This window comes from uncultured Ellagibacter sp. (assembly GCF_934643285.1).
Classification (GTDB): Bacteria; Actinomycetota; Coriobacteriia; order Coriobacteriales; family Eggerthellaceae; genus Ellagibacter.
In genome coordinates this window covers 56,221-72,421 of the sequence record NZ_CAKUBT010000007.1, presented here as the reverse complement: position 1 = coordinate 72,421, position 16,201 = coordinate 56,221, and the positions used below count along the sequence as shown (strand labels likewise).

12 protein-coding genes are annotated in these 16,201 nt (G+C 59.3%); 9 read left to right on the top strand and 3 right to left on the bottom strand.

The window, feature by feature from the left end; genetic code table 11:
* Window positions 1-12: 12 nt before the first annotated feature.
* From Q0I65_RS05305 to Q0I65_RS05285, 5 genes are all read left to right on the top strand, one after another.
* Window positions 13-636: a DMSO/selenate family reductase complex B subunit gene (locus Q0I65_RS05305; RefSeq protein WP_296060814.1), complete on the top strand. Its 624-nt coding sequence runs from the start codon at window positions 13-15 to the stop codon at window positions 634-636.
* Between the two features lies 1 nt (window position 637).
* Window positions 638-1,501, top strand: coding sequence for a DmsC/YnfH family molybdoenzyme membrane anchor subunit (locus tag Q0I65_RS05300; protein ID WP_296060795.1), 864 nt, complete (start codon window positions 638-640; stop codon window positions 1,499-1,501).
* Window positions 1,502-1,618: 117 nt separating this feature from the next.
* Complete coding sequence (dmsD, locus tag Q0I65_RS05295) at window positions 1,619-2,260, top strand: Tat proofreading chaperone DmsD (RefSeq protein ID WP_296060792.1); 642 nt, start codon at window positions 1,619-1,621, stop codon at window positions 2,258-2,260.
* Between the two features lie 9 nt (window positions 2,261-2,269).
* The gene (locus tag Q0I65_RS05290; RefSeq protein WP_296060790.1) at window positions 2,270-3,181 is read left to right on the top strand and encodes a DmsC/YnfH family molybdoenzyme membrane anchor subunit; all 912 of its coding nucleotides are present in this window, start codon (window positions 2,270-2,272) and stop codon (window positions 3,179-3,181) included.
* 238 nt (window positions 3,182-3,419) lie between these two features.
* Window positions 3,420-4,334 carry a 3-phosphoglycerate dehydrogenase gene (locus Q0I65_RS05285; protein WP_296060787.1) on the top strand — a complete coding sequence of 305 codons (915 nt, stop codon included), beginning with the start codon at window positions 3,420-3,422 and terminating at the stop codon, window positions 4,332-4,334.
* 156 nt (window positions 4,335-4,490) lie between these two features.
* Here the strand turns inward: Q0I65_RS05285 and Q0I65_RS05280 are convergent, their stop codons facing one another.
* Together Q0I65_RS05280 and Q0I65_RS05275 are read right to left on the bottom strand one after the other, a co-directional pair.
* Window positions 4,491-8,462 carry an acyl-CoA dehydratase activase gene (locus Q0I65_RS05280; RefSeq protein ID WP_296060784.1) on the bottom strand — a complete coding sequence of 1,324 codons (3,972 nt, stop codon included), beginning with the start codon at window positions 8,460-8,462 and terminating at the stop codon, window positions 4,491-4,493.
* 22 nt (window positions 8,463-8,484) lie between these two features.
* Window positions 8,485-10,161, bottom strand: coding sequence for a LuxR C-terminal-related transcriptional regulator (locus tag Q0I65_RS05275; protein ID WP_296060781.1), 1,677 nt, complete (start codon window positions 10,159-10,161; stop codon window positions 8,485-8,487).
* A 665-nt stretch (window positions 10,162-10,826) separates the two neighbouring features.
* On the opposite strand from Q0I65_RS05275, the gene Q0I65_RS05270 reads away from it, so the two are divergent.
* Window positions 10,827-12,506 carry an MFS transporter gene (locus tag Q0I65_RS05270; protein WP_296060778.1) on the top strand — a complete coding sequence of 560 codons (1,680 nt, stop codon included), beginning with the start codon at window positions 10,827-10,829 and terminating at the stop codon, window positions 12,504-12,506.
* Window positions 12,507-12,759: 253 nt separating this feature from the next.
* Here the strand turns inward: Q0I65_RS05270 and Q0I65_RS05265 are convergent, their stop codons facing one another.
* Complete coding sequence (locus Q0I65_RS05265; protein WP_296060776.1) at window positions 12,760-13,365, bottom strand: hypothetical protein; 606 nt, start codon at window positions 13,363-13,365, stop codon at window positions 12,760-12,762.
* A gap of 468 nt (window positions 13,366-13,833) precedes the next feature.
* Between Q0I65_RS05265 and Q0I65_RS05260 the strand changes: the two genes are divergently transcribed.
* The 3 genes from Q0I65_RS05260 (at window position 13,834) to Q0I65_RS05250 (ending at window position 16,135) form a co-directional block, all read left to right on the top strand.
* On the top strand, window positions 13,834-14,067 hold the full coding sequence (locus Q0I65_RS05260; RefSeq protein WP_296060775.1) for a hypothetical protein: 234 nt from the start codon (window positions 13,834-13,836) through the stop codon (window positions 14,065-14,067).
* 173 nt (window positions 14,068-14,240) lie between these two features.
* Window positions 14,241-15,551 carry a trigger factor gene (tig, locus tag Q0I65_RS05255; RefSeq protein ID WP_296060772.1) on the top strand — a complete coding sequence of 437 codons (1,311 nt, stop codon included), beginning with the start codon at window positions 14,241-14,243 and terminating at the stop codon, window positions 15,549-15,551.
* A gap of 65 nt (window positions 15,552-15,616) precedes the next feature.
* Window positions 15,617-16,135: an FKBP-type peptidyl-prolyl cis-trans isomerase gene (locus Q0I65_RS05250; RefSeq protein ID WP_296060770.1), complete on the top strand. Its 519-nt coding sequence runs from the start codon at window positions 15,617-15,619 to the stop codon at window positions 16,133-16,135.
* Window positions 16,136-16,201 lie beyond the last annotated feature (66 nt).

Sequence of the window (16,201 nt, the reverse complement as noted above, 5' to 3'; positions counted from 1 at the left end):
GGGTAGATGAGAATGACGCAGTACGGATTTTATTTCGACAGCACGCGCTGCACCGGATGCCGCACGTGCGAGATAGCCTGCAAGGATTACAAGGATTTGGGCGTCGATTTCGCGTATCGACATGTGTACGACTGCGAAGGCGGCGACTGGCAGATGCAATCTGACGGCACCTACACGCAGGATTGCTTTGTCTACCACGTGTCGCTGGGCTGCCAGCATTGCGACGACCCCGCTTGCGTGAAGGTGTGCCCGACCACTGCGATGCACAAGGATGCGAGCACGGGTCTGGTCTCGGTCGACGAGCGCAAGTGCATCGGTTGCGGCTACTGCCACATGGCGTGCCCCTATAACGCTCCGAAGGTCGATCGCGAAAAGGGCCACAGCGTGAAATGCAACGGCTGCGCGGAACGCGTGGCGGAGGGGAAGAACCCCATCTGCGTGGATGCCTGCCCGCTTCGAGCCCTCGACTTTGGTCCTATCGAGGATATTCGCAAGAAGTACGACGGTGTCGACTCTGTGCCTCCTTTGCCCGACGCGAGCTATACCCACCCGAACATTGTCGTGAAAGAATGCCCTGCCGCCGCGCGCGCTAAAAACGTCGCCGGTCTGGTAGCTAATCCCCTGGAGGTGATGTAGCATGCAGTTTTCCGTTGCTGAGCTGCCTTTGGCGCTTTTCACCACGCTGGCGCCGCTGGGTGCGGGCGCATTCATCGCCCTTGCGTGCGCTTTCTTCACCACGAGTTTCTCGGACGAGCAGCTAAAGAAGATCGATCGCGGCACCATCATCCCGCTCGCGATCGTGATTGTTGGCTTCATCTGCGCGTTCTTCCATCTGGCCAGCCCGATGAACGCCCCCTCGGTGTTTTTTGGCGCGGGTTCCCCGATGTCGAACGAGATCATCGCGGGCTGTGTGTTCGCGATTGTCACCATCGTGTACGTGATCGTTGCGAACACGGGCAAGCTTTGCGGTTCTGCGCGTAAGGGCTTCGCTGCCGTCGTGGCTGTGCTGGCCGTCATCTTCGCCATCTTCACCGGCTTGGCGTACGTCATGAGCACCATCGCAACTTGGGACACGCCGCTCGTTCCCGTGCAGATGCTCGGCTTCGCGCTCGTCGGCGGTGCTGCCACTGCGGCGCTCGTGCTTGCAAGTGCGAGCGCGTGGGCCGATGCGTGCAAGGGGTCCTTCAAGTCTGCCATCATCGGGCTTGCCGTTGTGGGCGCGGTGCTCGCCATCGTGGGCCTGGTTGGTCAGCTTGCCATGGCCTCCGGTATGCAGAATGCGCTCGTTTCAGGCTCTGAGCTGGTCTCCGGTGCTCTCCTTCCCGCTGTTGTCGGCTTGGTGCTTATCGTGGTCGCCGCAGCGTTCGTCTTCGTCTTCGTGAAGAAGGAAGCTGCAACCGGCCTTGCTGCAGCGGCTGTCATCGCGGCTTTGGTGGGCATCTTCTTGGCCCGCATGGCGTTCTACGCAATCCAGATGTCGGTGGGCATCTACTTCGGATAACGCCTTCTCAGCGATTTTGACCCGCCCCTGCGGCTCAAAATGAGCAAGCTCCGCTACCACCTTCCCAGTAGCGGAGCTTGTGCTATATTCAGGCGACAGGATAAGAGGGGGTTCGCTATGGCCGAACAGTTTGACGAGATGCTCGACGCGATTGCTTTTGTAGGCGACACGCTCGCGCCGTTTTTCCTGGAAGACCCGAAGACGGGCGGTGCTCAGGCGTCCTTTTCCGCCTTCGCGGCGCTCGATGCCGGCGCGGCTGCGCGCGAGTGGCCTTTCGCCGAGACGGCTTCGTCCGCCCCTGCTCTTCGGGAAATGGTCGAAGGCTTGGCGGAAAGCGTCACCGACGACCTCGTTTGGGAGTATCGAGCCCTTTTCGTAGGGCCAGGGCACCTCGTGGCTCCGCCGTGGGGGTCGGTCTACACCGATCGCGAGTGCGTCGTGTTCGGTGAGGCGACGCTTGCGTTGCGCGCGTGGATGCGCGAGCATGGCGTCGCGCGGGCGACCGACGAGAAAACCCCCGAGGATCACATCGGGCTCATGCTGGCTCTCATGTCCCACCTTTGTCGCACGCAACCCGAGGCGCTCGATGACTACCTGTGCAACCATCTTCTCACGTGGGCGCCGCATTACCTGGAGGAACTTGCCTCTGCCGCCCGCCATCCCTTCTACCGCGGCCTTGCCGAGCTCACGCGCTCCACGCTTCTCGGCATCCAGGATTTCCGCGGGCTTTCCGTAAAGCTTCCGCGCTTCTACAAGTAAGGAATCACCATGTCGACGGGATTCGCCACCGCGTTCAGCGAAATCACACTCGTGCTTTTCACGACGCTTGCACCCTCGGGTGCGGTGGCGTATGCGCTTATGTCGCTCCCTATCATTCGCGGAAGGCTCTCCGACGACGCCCATCGCCGCATCGACAAGGCGCTCTGCATACCGCTCATCGTGTCACTGGTGGGGCTTGTCGCGTCGGCCACGCATCTGGGGAACCCAGCGAACGCGCTCTACGTGTTCATGGGGGTGGGGAGAAGCCCGCTTTCCAACGAGGTGTTCAGCGCTGTCATATTCCTCGCGTTTTCTGGCGTGTACTGGCTCTACTCGTTCGCCGTGAAGCCCCGCCGGCTGCTCCAGCGCCTGCTCGCCGTCGGGGCGTGCGCAAGCGCCATCGCGTGCATCACGGCCATCGCCTTTGCGTACTCCGCGAGCACCATCGTCACGTGGGACACGCCGTTTTCCCCGTTGAGCCTGTGGACGAACGCGCTGCTCGGCGGGCCGGTCCTCGCCATCGTGGGCTTACGGGCGGCGCGGTGGAAATCGCGCGGGAACCGCTTTGGGCGGCTCATGCTCGTGCTTGCGGTCGTTGCGCTGGCGGCATGCCTTGTCGTGTATGCCCTTCAGGGGGTGATCGTGTTGCCGGCCGAGAACGCCGTCGCGTCCGCTGGCGATTTGGTGCCGCATTACGCGCTGCTCGTCTGCATCTTCGCCACATTCGCTGCGGCGGGAATCGCTGTCGACGCGTTGTCGCTGTTCAGACCCTCAGTGTCGCGGGAGGGGAAGGCGTCTCCCGACGAGATGACCATCTCGGTTTCGCGCGCCTCGGTTGCGGCGCTGCTCGTGCTCGCGGGCATCTTCGTGATGCGTTTCTCCTTCTACATGATGCATATGACGGTTGGCATCAGCTTCTAGCGCGCTCGCGGCTGCCGGCCCGCAGGCGCCAGACCCCTCGCCCATGCGATCCCAAGCCGCTTGCGGCTGCTGGCGCCGGGGCTTTCGCTCACTACCACCGCCAACTGCTCATTTCCCGCTTTCGGCGGCCAGCGCGTCTTAACAGGCGCCACTTTAGCCGCCTACAGTATTTTCCCCGCGCATTGTGCATCCGCCGCGTTATCCTGTGCGGTAAACCTACCAATAGAAAGGGGATTCCATGTACAAAGTGCACTGCTTGAACAACATCTCGCAAAAAGGGCTGGCGCTCCTGTCGTCCGACTATGAGCTGACCGACGACGTGTCGGAGGCCGACGTCATCCTCGTGCGCAGTGCGAACATGCACGAGATGGAATTCTCCGACAACTTGAAGGCGGTCGCGCGCGCGGGCGCGGGCGTGAACAACATCCCGCTCGACGCGCTTGCCGAGCGCGGGATTCCCGTGTTCAATACGCCAGGCGCGAACGCGAACGCGGTGAAGGAGCTCGTGCTGTGTGCCCTGTTCATGGCTGCGCGCGATGTCGTGGGGGGCGCCGCATGGTGCCGCCACAACGCGGACGACGAGAACATCGCGAAGAGCGCCGAGAAGGCGAAGAAGCAGTTTGCCGGCACCGAAATCATGGGGAAGACGCTCGGGGTGATCGGCCTTGGCGCCATCGGGCGCCTCGTCATCCCCGCAGCTGAGGCTCTGGGGATGAAGACGGTCGGCTACGACCCGTTCCTCGATGCCGAGCGCGCAGCTGCCATCTCCCCGAACCTCCGCTTCACCGACGACCTGCTCGACCTGTGTGCGAGCTGCGACTACATCACGATCCATGTCCCGGCAACGCCGAAGACGAAGGGCATGATCGGTGCGGACGAAATTGCGGCCATGAAGGAGGGCGCGGCGTTTCTGAACTTCTCGCGTGACACCCTGATCGACAATGATGCTATGCGCGCGGGACTTGCGTCGGGCAAGGTTCGCCGTTACGTGACGGACTTTGCGACGCCCGAGGTCATGACGATGGAGGGCGCGCTTGTCCTTCCTCACCTGGGTGCATCGACCGCAGAGGCTGAGGAAAACTGTGCAGAAATGGCCGTGCGCGAAGTTATGGATTACCTGGAAACGGGCAAAAAGGTCCACTGCGTCAACTAGTTATTCGGATGGGCGGCTCGTAAAGTGGGCCGCTTTCAAGGCCGCGCTCGGCGCCCGCCTTCCCACCATAAGCTCCCTGCGTACCTCGCGTGCGCAATTTGCCGGGTGCTTGCGGCAGGCTCGGGTTTGCCAGGCGCGGCATTGTTATGTTGGTGCCTATCTTTCCTTCTTCGCTCGCAGAGCGGCCTCCACGGCGAGACGAATGCGATTTTCCCTGTTCAGCGCTGATGATTCGGGGTCGTAGTCGATGACGGTGATCGGCATATCGGGGTATCGCCGCGCGAATTCGTGGGCGAAGCCGCGTGCGTGCACATGCGCTTTCATGCAGCCGAAGCTCTGCAGGTAGATCACGCAATCGACTCCCTTGCGCGAGAACTCGTCCAGCTGGTCGAGATAGCGAACATCTTCGCAGAAGAGCTTGTCGGGGTCGGGCATCGCAACGTTGCACCCCAAGCGTTCCAGCAGCTTCAAGATGGAATCGTTCATGAAGGCGTCGAAGCAGAGAAGCGGATTGCCAACAATGCCGACGAGAACTCGTCTAGTGTCTTTCCCCTTGGGCGCGGCGGGTTCTTCGATGGGTTGCGGCCAGCGCTCTTCCTCTATGATTTCCGGGCAGCTGCCGTTGAGCCGCCAAATCGTATGGGCGAGCCCATCGAGCAGGCAGCGGTTGCAGACCAACGGGATACGTAATGCTTTGACCTGAGGATTCTCTTCAACTATTCGCAGAGTGCGTGCGATGAGAGCCGCTGCGGTAAAGCAGACGTCGCCCGGCATCTGGCGTTGCGCAACCTGCGCATCGATGGCGGATAGTCCCTTGTTCATGACGTTCGGAATACGATCGAACTCGCGGCCCGAAGCTTCGGGGGCCTCTACGTTTCCGGCGAAGCCTTCGACTGCGGCACGCTCCTTCTCGACATGCGATGTTGCGGCCAGGGCGCTGGTAGCTGGGTGGCCGATCGTGCGTTCGCGCTTTCTTGGGCTCGCAGCGAGCAATCCTTGTCCGCTTTTCCCGCGGCGGCTCATCGACTCGATCCCCTCGGCCAGCGTGCGAAGCCGAATATTGAGGTGGGCCTTGTCCGAAAGGTCGTCGATCTTCAGCGCGGTGAAGGGCTTCCCTGCCGCTTCGAGGATGTCGCGCGCGTCTTCAAGGCTCAGTGCGTCGTAGCCGCAGCCGAACGATTGCAGGCACACAAGGTCGACCTGCGTATTCTCGGCGGCGAATCGAGCGAGGCGCGCAAGGTGCTTGCCCGGTTTCCACGGCGGGCAATGCGGATCGTGCGGCCGACGCGTCGCCCACGCGTCCGAGCTCGTGGGGCACAGGATGGCGAACCCCAACTTCGTAAGCATCGTATCGATTCCCCTCATAAGGCGAGGGTCGGTGTGGTAAGGGCGCCCGGCAACCACGATGGCGTGCCGCCGTGCGTCTTTGGCAAGCCAGTCGATCACCTTTTCATTTGCCCGGGCGACCGCATCGAAGAATTCCCTTTGCGATGCGAGCGCCTTTTCGAGGGCGTGGTCGAACTCTTCTCGCGAAAGCGGCGCGCCGTCAGGACAGAAGCTGGCTACCTCGGAAAAGAGCGTCGACAGGTCATCCTCGTCCTTTACAATGCGCGCCACTTTGAACGATGAAAGGTGGGGGCGCGAGAGTCGCACCTTCCCTTGTTCAAACGCGGGTACGGCGTCTGTGAGCGCATCGGCGTATTCGCACGACACCGCACAGCGCCCGATACGGTTGAAGCGGGGCATGAAAATGACGTCCGCACCTGCGTTCATCAGGTCAAATGCTCTCATATGCGCAATCTTTGCGGGAAAGCACGCACCTTCGGCGGGGACGGTTGCGAGCGCCGCTTGCTCGAGCGAGGCTCCACGAGCATCGTCGGGCATGATGACGCTGAAACCAAGCTCTGCAAACAACGTCCGCCAAAACGGGGTGTATTCGTAGGTTTCGAAACAGTTCATGATTCCGACCGAGCATGCCCCCCGAAGTCCAGCTTGCGCTGCGCCCCCAACCGACTGCAGCAGACGCTGCTCGACGGCGATCGCGTTCGGGGCCTGGTGGGGGCGGGGGGTCGGCTCGCGATCTTCAATCGCGGCCGCCTCCGCGGCGCGGGCTTTGGGTTTCTCGTTTCGCGAAAACTCGAAGTCATTCGCGTTATTACATTTGTTTCCGCTGATGAAACGCCTGCCATGCCCGAAATCGGCAATGGCGAGAAGGCACGCGTTCGAGCACCCCGGGCATCGGGACGAGAAGCGATCGACGGACAGCGACTCAAGCTCGCGCGCGGAAATCATCGTGCTTTGCGGCGCTGCGTCCAAGCCGCCGTCGGTGCTCCTCGCCGCATCACAGGCTCGCTCGCGCGCGATCAGCGCCGCACCGATCGCTCCCATAAGATGGGCGGTCTCGGGGCGGATGGCCTCCACGCCACAAACCTTCTCGAATGCGCGCAGCGCGGCGTCGGACTTGAACGCCCCGCCCTGCACGACTATCTGAGGCCCCAGCGTGTCGATTCTTTCGGCGCCGATGATGCGGAACAGGGCGTTCTTCACAACCGAATACGCGATGCCTGCTGCTAAATCGTTGACGCTCGCTCCGATCTTCTGGGCGTGCTTGACGCGGGAAGACATGAACACCGTGCACTTCGTCCCCAGGTCAACAGGGTGCTCGGAGGTAAGTGCGGCATCGTTGAACGCATGGGGGCTCAAGCGCAGCGAATGCGCGGTTCCCTCGATGAACGATCCGCATCCGCTCGAGCACGCTTCGTTGAGGATAGCGTTCGACACCATGCCATTCTTAATCCAGAGCGCCTTCATATCCTGCCCGCCGATATCGAGCACGAACGTCGCGTCGGGCACGAGCTCCATTGCCGCGCGGGCGTGCGCCGTCGTCTCCACGATGCCTGAATCAATACCGAGCGCCGCGCACAACAGGTCCTCACCATATCCCGTCGCCGTGGCGTGTGCGACCCAGGCGGTCGTTTCGTCCGTGCCGTAGACGTGGGGGAGCGATCTGTCGAAATCGAGCAGCTCCTCGGTCGCGGTGGCAAGCGCATCGCCCTGCACCGGCGTATAGCAGGAATAAACAAGATTGCCCGCATCGTCTATGACGGCCATCTTCACCGTGGTCGATCCTGAGTCTATCCCTAAGTAAAGCGGACCCCTGCAATCGAAGAGCCTCTTTCGAGGGAAATCAACCCGTGCATGGTGCTCCTTGAACGCCTCGCGTTCCTCGTCGGTTGCGAACAGGGGTCCAAGCCGCGTCAAGTCGTCTTCCGGCGCATCCGCTTGTCGTATGCGCTCTTCGAGTTGCCCAAGCGATGTGGGCTTGCTTTCTGGCGGCTCCCCTGCATACAGTGCGGCGCCATGGGCGGTGAAGATGTGGGCCCAGCGCGGTCTAATGCCCTCTCCGCGTTTCAGTCCAAGGCCAATTTGAAAGCGTCTGACCAGGTCAGGAATGAATTGTAACGGCCCTCCGAGGAAGATGACCTTCCCTTCGATGGGTCGTCCGCATGCGAGCCCGGTAATCGTTTGCCGCACGACGGCCTCAAGGGCGCTTGCTGCGATGTCGCTCTTCTTGGCGCCGGCGTTCAGAAGCGGTCGTACGTCGGTTTGCGCGAACACGGCGCATCGCGATGCAATCGGGTAGATACGCGACGCCCCGCCCGCAAGTCGGCTCATATCGCTTGTGCGCACGCCGAGCATGAAGGCAATCGAGTCGATGAACCCGCCTGTCCCGCCAGCGCAGGTCGCGTTCATCCGCTGTTCGGGGTTGCCCGAGAGGTAGATCACCTTCGCGTCCTCGCCGCCAAGCTCGATGACGGCGTCGGCGTCGGGGTAGAGTTCCCGCACGGCGCGCTCGGTTGCTAGAACTTCCTGCACAAACGGGAGCTTAAGCATCTCGGCGAGCGCGATGCCCGCCGAGCCGGTGACGGTTGCCTTGCCGGAAAGATCGCCATAACGCCAGGTCAGGTTGTGCAGAATATCGACAAGCGTCTCGCGAATGTTTGAAAGATGGCGGCGGTAAATCGAGTTCACCACGGTGCCGTCTTCGTCGACGATCACGACTTTCACGGTCTTCGACCCCGCGTCGATTCCGAAGCGATAGGTTTTAGCGGAATCCTCTGCCGTCATCTTTCGAGCGCCAACTTACGTGCTAGCGGCGCGGAGGATTGTTCTCGGAGTCGTACGCTTCGCGTTTGGCTGCCTCAACCATGCTGAGAAGCTCCTGCTGCGTATGGATATCGAGTTTGCGATAGATATGGTTGATATGCGTCTTCGCTGTGCTCTTAGAGATGCAAAGCTGGTCTTGAATGAACGCCGCGTTATGGCCCTTCGCAAGAAGGAACATAACCTCGGTCTCGCGCCGCGAGAGAAGGTAGCGGTCGGCAATTGCCTCGCATTGGGCATGGAAGCGGCCCTTCGCGCGGCGACCCTCCTCGGCATCCTGCGGTGTCTCCTGAGGTTCTTCGGATTCGGGAGCGGGCGCCTTCTCTGCAGTGGCGTCTCTCTCGTCCAGCGCGGCGATGTGCTTTTTCAGGGCTTCCGTTCCCTGGTCAACGTTTACTCCTTCAGTTGGGGCGGCGACAATCGCCTTCACTTCGCGCTGGCGAGGGGACAGCACGTATCCGAGGATGAGCGCAAACAGAACGAGTAGAGCCCCGGAGCCGTAATCGGCTCCCGTGATCATGGAGCTGGCGTCGCCGATTGGTGTCATGGCGAAGAGTGTTCCGAAAAGAGAGGTAAGCGCAAGCGTGCCTCGTCCCGTGCCGAACACGAAAATGGGCGAAAGGCGGAACTCCTGCGCCAGGTCGGCGAAGAATATCCACATGAGCGCTTCAAAACACATGTATCCCGCGATGAGCGCGAGGCACGCGAGAAGCGAGCTCGGGGAGTTAAGGAACGGCAGGGAAATCGCTGCGAGGGCGATAAACGGCAAAAGCGTCCGGAAGATGAGGTCCCAATGCCCCTCGTTCTTCGAAATGAAAATCGTTGCGATGGTGATGAACATGCCCAAACAGGCTGCGGCGCCCATGACGAGGAGCATCGTTAAGTCGGCGGCAGGAAGCACGATGTTGCTCGCAACGGTGCGCAGGACGCCGAGCGCGAAACCGAAGATCGCTGTCGGGATAAGCATGCGGACAAGGAACTGCGCGGGCTTAACCGTCAACGGATGGAAAATCGGAATCTCGCGACGACGATAGTAGGGAATCGGCGTCAGACGCCAGAGGATGAAGACCTCGGCTATGGGGAGGATGCCGGTGATGATGCCCGAGCAGAAGGGCGGCATCAAGTGGGTGAGAACCATATAAAGGCCGATACCGATGGCAACTGAGACGGCCGTGTTCAGGATGATGGTGCTGAATTCATAGCGTGCGAACGCTGTGCCCCACAGCACGACCATAAGACTCGATCCGATGCCCGTTGCCAAGCCGGCGAAGAGCAGGGCGAGGGTGCCGAGGGGCCCGCCGACAGGAACGAGGAACGAGGCGTAGGTGCCCAAACAGGTGAGCGATGCGGAAAGCCCGAGCGCTCGCTTCGACACGTAGAAGCGCAAGAACATCTGATTGGTAACGCCAAGGGCCAGAAGTGCGATGCCGAAGAAAAGCATCGAGATTACGAGAACAATGAGCGAGCAGGAATATGCTCCGTCGAAAAGCATGGTGAAGGGCTTGTCGGTCCCAAAGAATACGCCAGCGCTGAACATGGCGGAGTAAATCCATGCCTGATGGAAGCCGTACCCGAGTGAAAGCGTATTAAGTTCACCCGAGGCGTCAGCGCCGTTTTCCTTGCCTGCGACCGTAATAGTGACATGCGGAAAAGTCGAAGCCATAAGTTGTTCCCCTAAATGATGCGTTTGCGAGCTTCGTGATTATCTTCTTTTGCGCGGTAATTCTCAACCTAAACGTTCGATACTGCGTACGCAGCTATATTACCCTACTGAAGCTAGGTAATGCTATCGAATGCGCGCAATCTTTGCTCAATTTCGTGCGCAGAATGCAACAAAAACAACACAGTGCCCATTTTAGGGAAGGGACAGGCAATTGCGATTTGATGAGGGCAAAAGTGGACAGATTTATGTGTGGATGTCGAAATATCAACCCGTGAGGTTGATGTGATATTCACAAAAATAACCTCATGGTTTGACGCTCATACCGTTTGCCTTACGTAAAGTACCGCTTGTCTGTTCGCCGGCGTTTTTATACCGCTGGCCGCAGGGGATAGATTGGCAATTTGAAAGAGAAGTCAGAAAGGGGGATGCGCACACACGGTTTCTCGCAGTGGATGCGAGAGGGCGCCGAAGCTTCTGCAATGGCCGGTATTGAAGAGTCACTACCCGTAGTTGCGGAATCTGAATTCTGGGGCATGTCCTTCGCACCATGTTCTTGCCGTTAGTGCAAATGGGGAGTAATTGCATGGCGGTCCGCCTAAGGGATATAGGCAAAGCCGCTCCGCTTGAGTCGGGATACTCAAGCTTCTCACTTAAAGGAGGGACTAATGAACGGTAAGGAATTCACCGTTTCAGAGGTTGTAGACCATTTGGGAGTTAACGGCCACACGTGGCTTATGTTCTTCCTCATGATCTTCGCTATGATTTTCGATGGTTACGACTTCATGGTCGTTAACACCACCAACCTGTTCGTTGCACATACGTTCTGGCCCGACAACCCGAACCCGGGTGCTCTCATGGGCTCGCTCACCACGTGGGGACTGCTCGGCATGGTTCTCGGCGGCGCAGTCGGCGGCATCCTGTCCGACAAGATCGGCCGTAAGAAGATGCTGACCATCGCTGTTATCTTCTATGGTCTGTTCACCCTGCCCCAGGCTTTCGCGAACGACCTCGTGTTCTTCGCAGCATTCCGCCTGATCGCCGGCTTCGGCGTCGGCTCCTGCATCCCCATCGTCACCACCGTGTTCTCTGAGACGATTCCGTCCAAGCAGCGCGGCGTCTTCGTGACGATCGGCATGGCGGGCATGGTTGCTGGCTGGGTTCTCGCTGGCGTTATCGGCAACCCGATCTGCAACACCGCAACCCCGATCCTGGGCGGCTTCACCAACGAAGTCACCTACCTCAACGCTGATGGTTCCTCTGCCACCATGTATGCCAACTGGCGCCTCTGCTACCTGATCGGCGCTCTGCCCATCATCTACGGAATCGTGCTTCACTTCTTCATGCATGAGACCCCGCACTGGTTCGCCAACGCCGGTCGCATGGAAGAGGCTTGCAAGGCTCTCAACCATCTGCAGCGCTCCGCTGGCCAGGAAGAGACCCACTTCGACCCGAAGCTCCTCGTCGTTCCGCCGAAGCCTGCCAAGACCTCCCCGAACATCCTGTTCTCCAAGAAGTTCATCGTCCCGACCGCTGCTATCTGGACCGCTTACTTCGTTGGCCAGTTCTGCGTGTACGGCATGAACGCATGGCTGCCCACCTGGTTCAAGGGCATTGGCTACACCCCGTCTGAGGCTGTTGCTCTCCAGACCTGGAACAACGTTGCTGCTATCGCCTCCAACTGCTGCGTCGGCTTCGTCGCTGACCGCATCGGCCGTAAGCGCAACCTGGCGTTCTCCTGGATCTTCTGCATCGTCGCAATCGTCATCTGCTCCGTGTTCGTTGTCCCGAACAACTTCGGTCTGTCGATTGCCCTCATGCTTCTCTTCGGCTTCGCTCTGAACTACGCCATCACCGCTGTTCAGCCGCTGATGCCTGAGTCTTACCCGACCGCAATCCGCAACACCGGCGTTTCGTGGTGCCAGGCGTTTGCCCGCTTCGGCGGCTCCGCCTCCTCGATCGTCCTCGGCGGCATCGCTGGTATGGCTATGTTCCAGACCGCTGAAGGCGCTACCAACTGGTCGTCGGTCGTTCTCGTCCTCATCGTTCCGTTCGTTCTCGGCTTCATCTGCTGCCTCCTGTTCGTTAAGGAAACCGGCGGTAAGTCCATGGACGAGCTCGCTGGCGACGGCAAGACCGATGCTTCCGACACCGGCATGACGAACTTCATCATCATGCTCGTCGTGATCGCGTTCCTGTTCATCACCTGCATCGTGTGCCCGCTGGCCATCACCGGTTGGTCGAAGCTCCCGATCGCTCTGCCCCTCATGGCAGTCGGTGTTCTGCTTCCGTTCGTCTACTTCTTCATCTTCGCTACCCCGCATCGCAAGGCTTACTTCGCGGAATAGCGCAAGCTTGAAAAGTAACCCATTCGGTTGCATCGAGAACCCCCGCTTCGGCGGGGGTTCTTTTGTTGTGCGGGCAGGGCAGGGGCGACATTAACAGCCTCCGGGCGTTAGAGTGTCGCTGTCAGGTTCCACCTGCTCCCGAAGAAGCGCTTGGAGGATATAAGGAAGGCCTCGGGTCACGATGCCCGAGGCCTTCCTTATATCTCTAGTTTTGGGTTGCTGCTTGGCTTTTGCCCAGCTAAAGCGGCAGTTACTAGCCGAGAGGATTGCCCTCCTCATCGTAGAGCTTCTCGTAGGGAACGCCCTTGGGCTGGATGAAGTCGAAGAACTTGCCGAAGGTACCGCGTTTCTTTCCGCCGCGCTCGTCTTCATCAGGGTCGCTCAAGCCCTTGTACTCCTCTTTGATGCACATGGCCACCGTAGCCTCGACGGCAATGCGCAGCGTCGCCGTGTCGCGAGCGGTTACCTCGAAGCACTCGCCGTGGTCCTTGAACAGCGTCTTGCGAACGTGGACTTCGTTTTTCTTCTTTTTGATCTGAAAGAAGTCGACCGGCGGTTTGCTCACGCTGCCGTGGATATCCCACAGCATGCCCTCGACATAATAGTGCTCCTTGATGACGCGGGTTTGGAACTCGTATTCGAAGCGATCGTGGCGCAGATAGTAGTTGAGTGCCTTGTTGTCGGGCCTGATTTGGCCGATTTGGCCGCCCATGCGCCCGATCATCGCGATGCGGTCGGACTCTTTCTCCCAAGGGCCCTCGAAGCGCAAAGCTCGTTCTCCGTCGCTATACCAAACATCGAAATCCTCGTGTTTCGCGATAGCGTCGACGGGGAAGTACATCTTGTTGAACTTGGGCATAGAGCTCCTTCGGTAGTGCCGAAAATGTTACTAAAAGTATAGTGCAAGACGTGATTTCGCCGCTTTAGGGGTCGGCAATCTCATAGATTTAGCTTTAAAAGCTACCGTTATTCTTGCTTTTCGATTTTATCATAGGAATGCCCCATATAGTGGATTATGTCCTATACGTTTTCCCAGATAAGACGAGGAAATTCAACCTCGAAGGATGATGGTGAAAATATAAAGACATCCCATTGTGATGATGCATTTCCCTGCTCGACCTATAAACTAAAGATGCTTTGATAACAGAGCTTAGTTGGAGACTGCTCAATTTACGGATTGGGAAGGTCCAGAGCAGCCGATGGCTACGTTCGGACAAAGCGGAAGGTAATCGAAGCGTCTATCCGGCGGGGATGGCGTTTTGAAAAAAGGATGCCCGAAGGCTCGGTATGAAGCTGATTCTTTGGGAAGCTACAAAGGAGGATTGTTATGTGTTTTCGTCCTGCAGACGCATCGGCTGGCCCGAGCAAGTGCCCGCACTGCGGCAAGGCCATCCAGGCTATGGGCGGCATGGTTCTCAAGAACTGCCCCTTCTGCAAAGGTGATCTGACGGCTGCTGCCCCCGGCGCTCCTGGTGCCCCGGCTGCCCCTGGCGCTCCCGGCGCTCCGGCTGCTCCTGGTGCCCCGGCTGCCCCTGGCGCTCCCAAGGCTCCTGGCATGTAAGAAGCCGCTCGTTCCGCAACGTAAAAGTTGTAGTACGATTTTTCGAAGACTGGTCCAGAAAGCATCTGGACCAGTCTTTTTTATTCCCTGAAATGCCCTCTAAGGTACAATGAACTGCAGGAACAGCGTAAATTCAGCAACGCAGAAATCATTGCCGGCATAAAGGAGGAGCTGTGCAGGTTAAAGACAGAGTTCGCGAAGACGATGGGGACAAGCAGGAGCTAGTTCTCACGCTGGTTGCGTCTGCCGACGAGGTGAAGGAAGCGGCAGACAAGTTCTTCGCCGAGATCGCCCAGCGTGATATTCCCGGGTTCCGCAAGGGCAAGGCCCCTCGCGCGGTTCTCGAGCAGAACGTTGGCGGCCATAAGAACGCCATGGGCGGCGTCGCCGAGATGCTCATCAACGAGAACGCTTTCAAGGCACTTGACGACGCAGACGTGATCTTCGTAGGGGAACCGGATTTCAACGTTGATAACGACGTCGTCGAGGGCCAGCCGTTCACGTTCACCGTCTCCGGCGCCGTGGTGCCGCAGATGAAGCTTTCGAGCTACGACGGCGTTTCCATCGAGATGCCGCCCGACGAGGCTACCGATGCGGAAGTCGAGCGCCAGCTCAAGCATCTCCAGGATGTCTACCATTCCTTTGAAAAGATCGACGACCCTGAACACGTTGCAGAAATGGGCGATGTTGTCTCGGCGGCCGTGACGGTTACGCAAGACGGCAACGCCGTGAACGGCCTTCGCTATGCGACGCGCATGATCGAGTTGGGTTCTGGTTCCATGCCCGCGTCCTTTGACGAGCATCTTGTCGGCAGCAAGCTCGGCGATACTCTCGAATTCGATTTCGAGGCGAAAGACGAGGAGGGCAACACGCAGTTCGGTGATGGCCAGCTGCATGCCAACGTCGAGATTCAGGAATTCCGCCGCAAGATCGTTCCCGAGATCGGTGATGAGCTCGCGGCTAAGGTGGGCTGCATGGACGCCGAGGATATGCGCAAGCAGATGCGCCACCAGATCAATCAACATAAAGAAGCCGAGCTCCCGGGCCTTATGGTGCAGCGTGCGGTTGACGCGCTCGCTAATCGCCTTGTGGGCGACGTTCCGCAATACTATGTGGACTTCATTCGCCAGGACGTCGGCCGCGAGATGATGCAGAGCTTCGAGAAGCAGGGCACCTCTTTGCAGGAATGGCTCCTCAACAACAACGGCAAGGCCGATGAGATCAAGGAGAACGTGACGCAAGAGGCAATTCGCCGCGCCCGTATCGATTGCGCCCTCGAGGCCCTCATCGCCGAGAAGGGCATCGACGTCACCGAGGAAGACATCGAGAAGGAACTTGCCCAGGAAGACGACGCCATCGCAACGCGCGAGAAGTGGGAAAAGGCGAACCGCATGGCCGAGCTTCGCAAGGTCTGCCGCCATTCGAAGGCTTCTCGCTGGCTTGTACAGACCGCAGAAGTGACCGTAGTCGACGAAGAGGCTTAAGCCAGCATAGAAACGCTCAGGCGCGCTGCGGCACCTTGGCCGGGCGCCGGAAAAGGGAGATAAACATGGATCTTGGATCTACCGTAACGCTCGTGTACACGGGCAAGTTGGAAGATGGTACCGTTTTCGGCTATGCTACCGAGGAAAACCCCATGGTTTTCCAGACAGGCATGGACATGGCGATCGACGGTTTCGAGAAGGAAATCCTCGCCATGGAAGGCATCGAAGGCGAGAAGAAAACGTTCACCGTCGACCAGTACGAGGCGTACGGCGAGTACCTCGATGATTACGTCGTCGTCATCCCGACGCACCAGATTCCCAAGCGCGACATCAAAGTGGGCTCTCGCTTGTGGATGGCCAACGACGAGGGTGAACCGACGCTCGGCACCGTCATCGAGATTGAGGGCGGCAACGCCAAGTTCGACTTGAACCACCCGCTCGCAGGCAAGGACCTCACCTTCGAGGTAGAGATCAAGAGCGTCGAGGCGGCTCCTGAGAATTTCATCTCGGAACACGAGAAGCGCCAGCATATGAAGGAGCAGTCGAAGCTCCTCGGCGGCGACCAGGGCGAGTCCTACCGATAGCGCATCGCCGAAGCAACACATCCATTTCAAGTGAAACAAAAGGCCCTCGCAGATGCGGGGGCCTTG

What these genes read in the sequence shown, in the direction of transcription:
- Q0I65_RS05305 (WP_296060814.1), top strand. Translation starts at nt 13, where the DNA reads ATGACGCAGTACGGATTTTATTTCGACAGCACGCGCTGCACCGGATGC.
- Q0I65_RS05300 (WP_296060795.1), top strand. Translation starts at nt 638, where the DNA reads ATGCAGTTTTCCGTTGCTGAGCTGCCTTTGGCGCTTTTCACCACGCTG.
- dmsD (WP_296060792.1), top strand. Translation starts at nt 1,619, where the DNA reads ATGGCCGAACAGTTTGACGAGATGCTCGACGCGATTGCTTTTGTAGGC.
- Q0I65_RS05290 (WP_296060790.1), top strand. Translation starts at nt 2,270, where the DNA reads ATGTCGACGGGATTCGCCACCGCGTTCAGCGAAATCACACTCGTGCTT.
- Q0I65_RS05285 (WP_296060787.1), top strand. Translation starts at nt 3,420, where the DNA reads ATGTACAAAGTGCACTGCTTGAACAACATCTCGCAAAAAGGGCTGGCG.
- Q0I65_RS05280 (WP_296060784.1), bottom strand. Translation starts at nt 8,462, where the DNA reads ATGACGGCAGAGGATTCCGCTAAAACCTATCGCTTCGGAATCGACGCG.
- Q0I65_RS05275 (WP_296060781.1), bottom strand. Translation starts at nt 10,161, where the DNA reads ATGGCTTCGACTTTTCCGCATGTCACTATTACGGTCGCAGGCAAGGAA.
- Q0I65_RS05270 (WP_296060778.1), top strand. Translation starts at nt 10,827, where the DNA reads ATGAACGGTAAGGAATTCACCGTTTCAGAGGTTGTAGACCATTTGGGA.
- Q0I65_RS05265 (WP_296060776.1), bottom strand. Translation starts at nt 13,365, where the DNA reads ATGCCCAAGTTCAACAAGATGTACTTCCCCGTCGACGCTATCGCGAAA.
- Q0I65_RS05260 (WP_296060775.1), top strand. Translation starts at nt 13,834, where the DNA reads ATGTGTTTTCGTCCTGCAGACGCATCGGCTGGCCCGAGCAAGTGCCCG.
- Q0I65_RS05250 (WP_296060770.1), top strand. Translation starts at nt 15,617, where the DNA reads ATGGATCTTGGATCTACCGTAACGCTCGTGTACACGGGCAAGTTGGAA.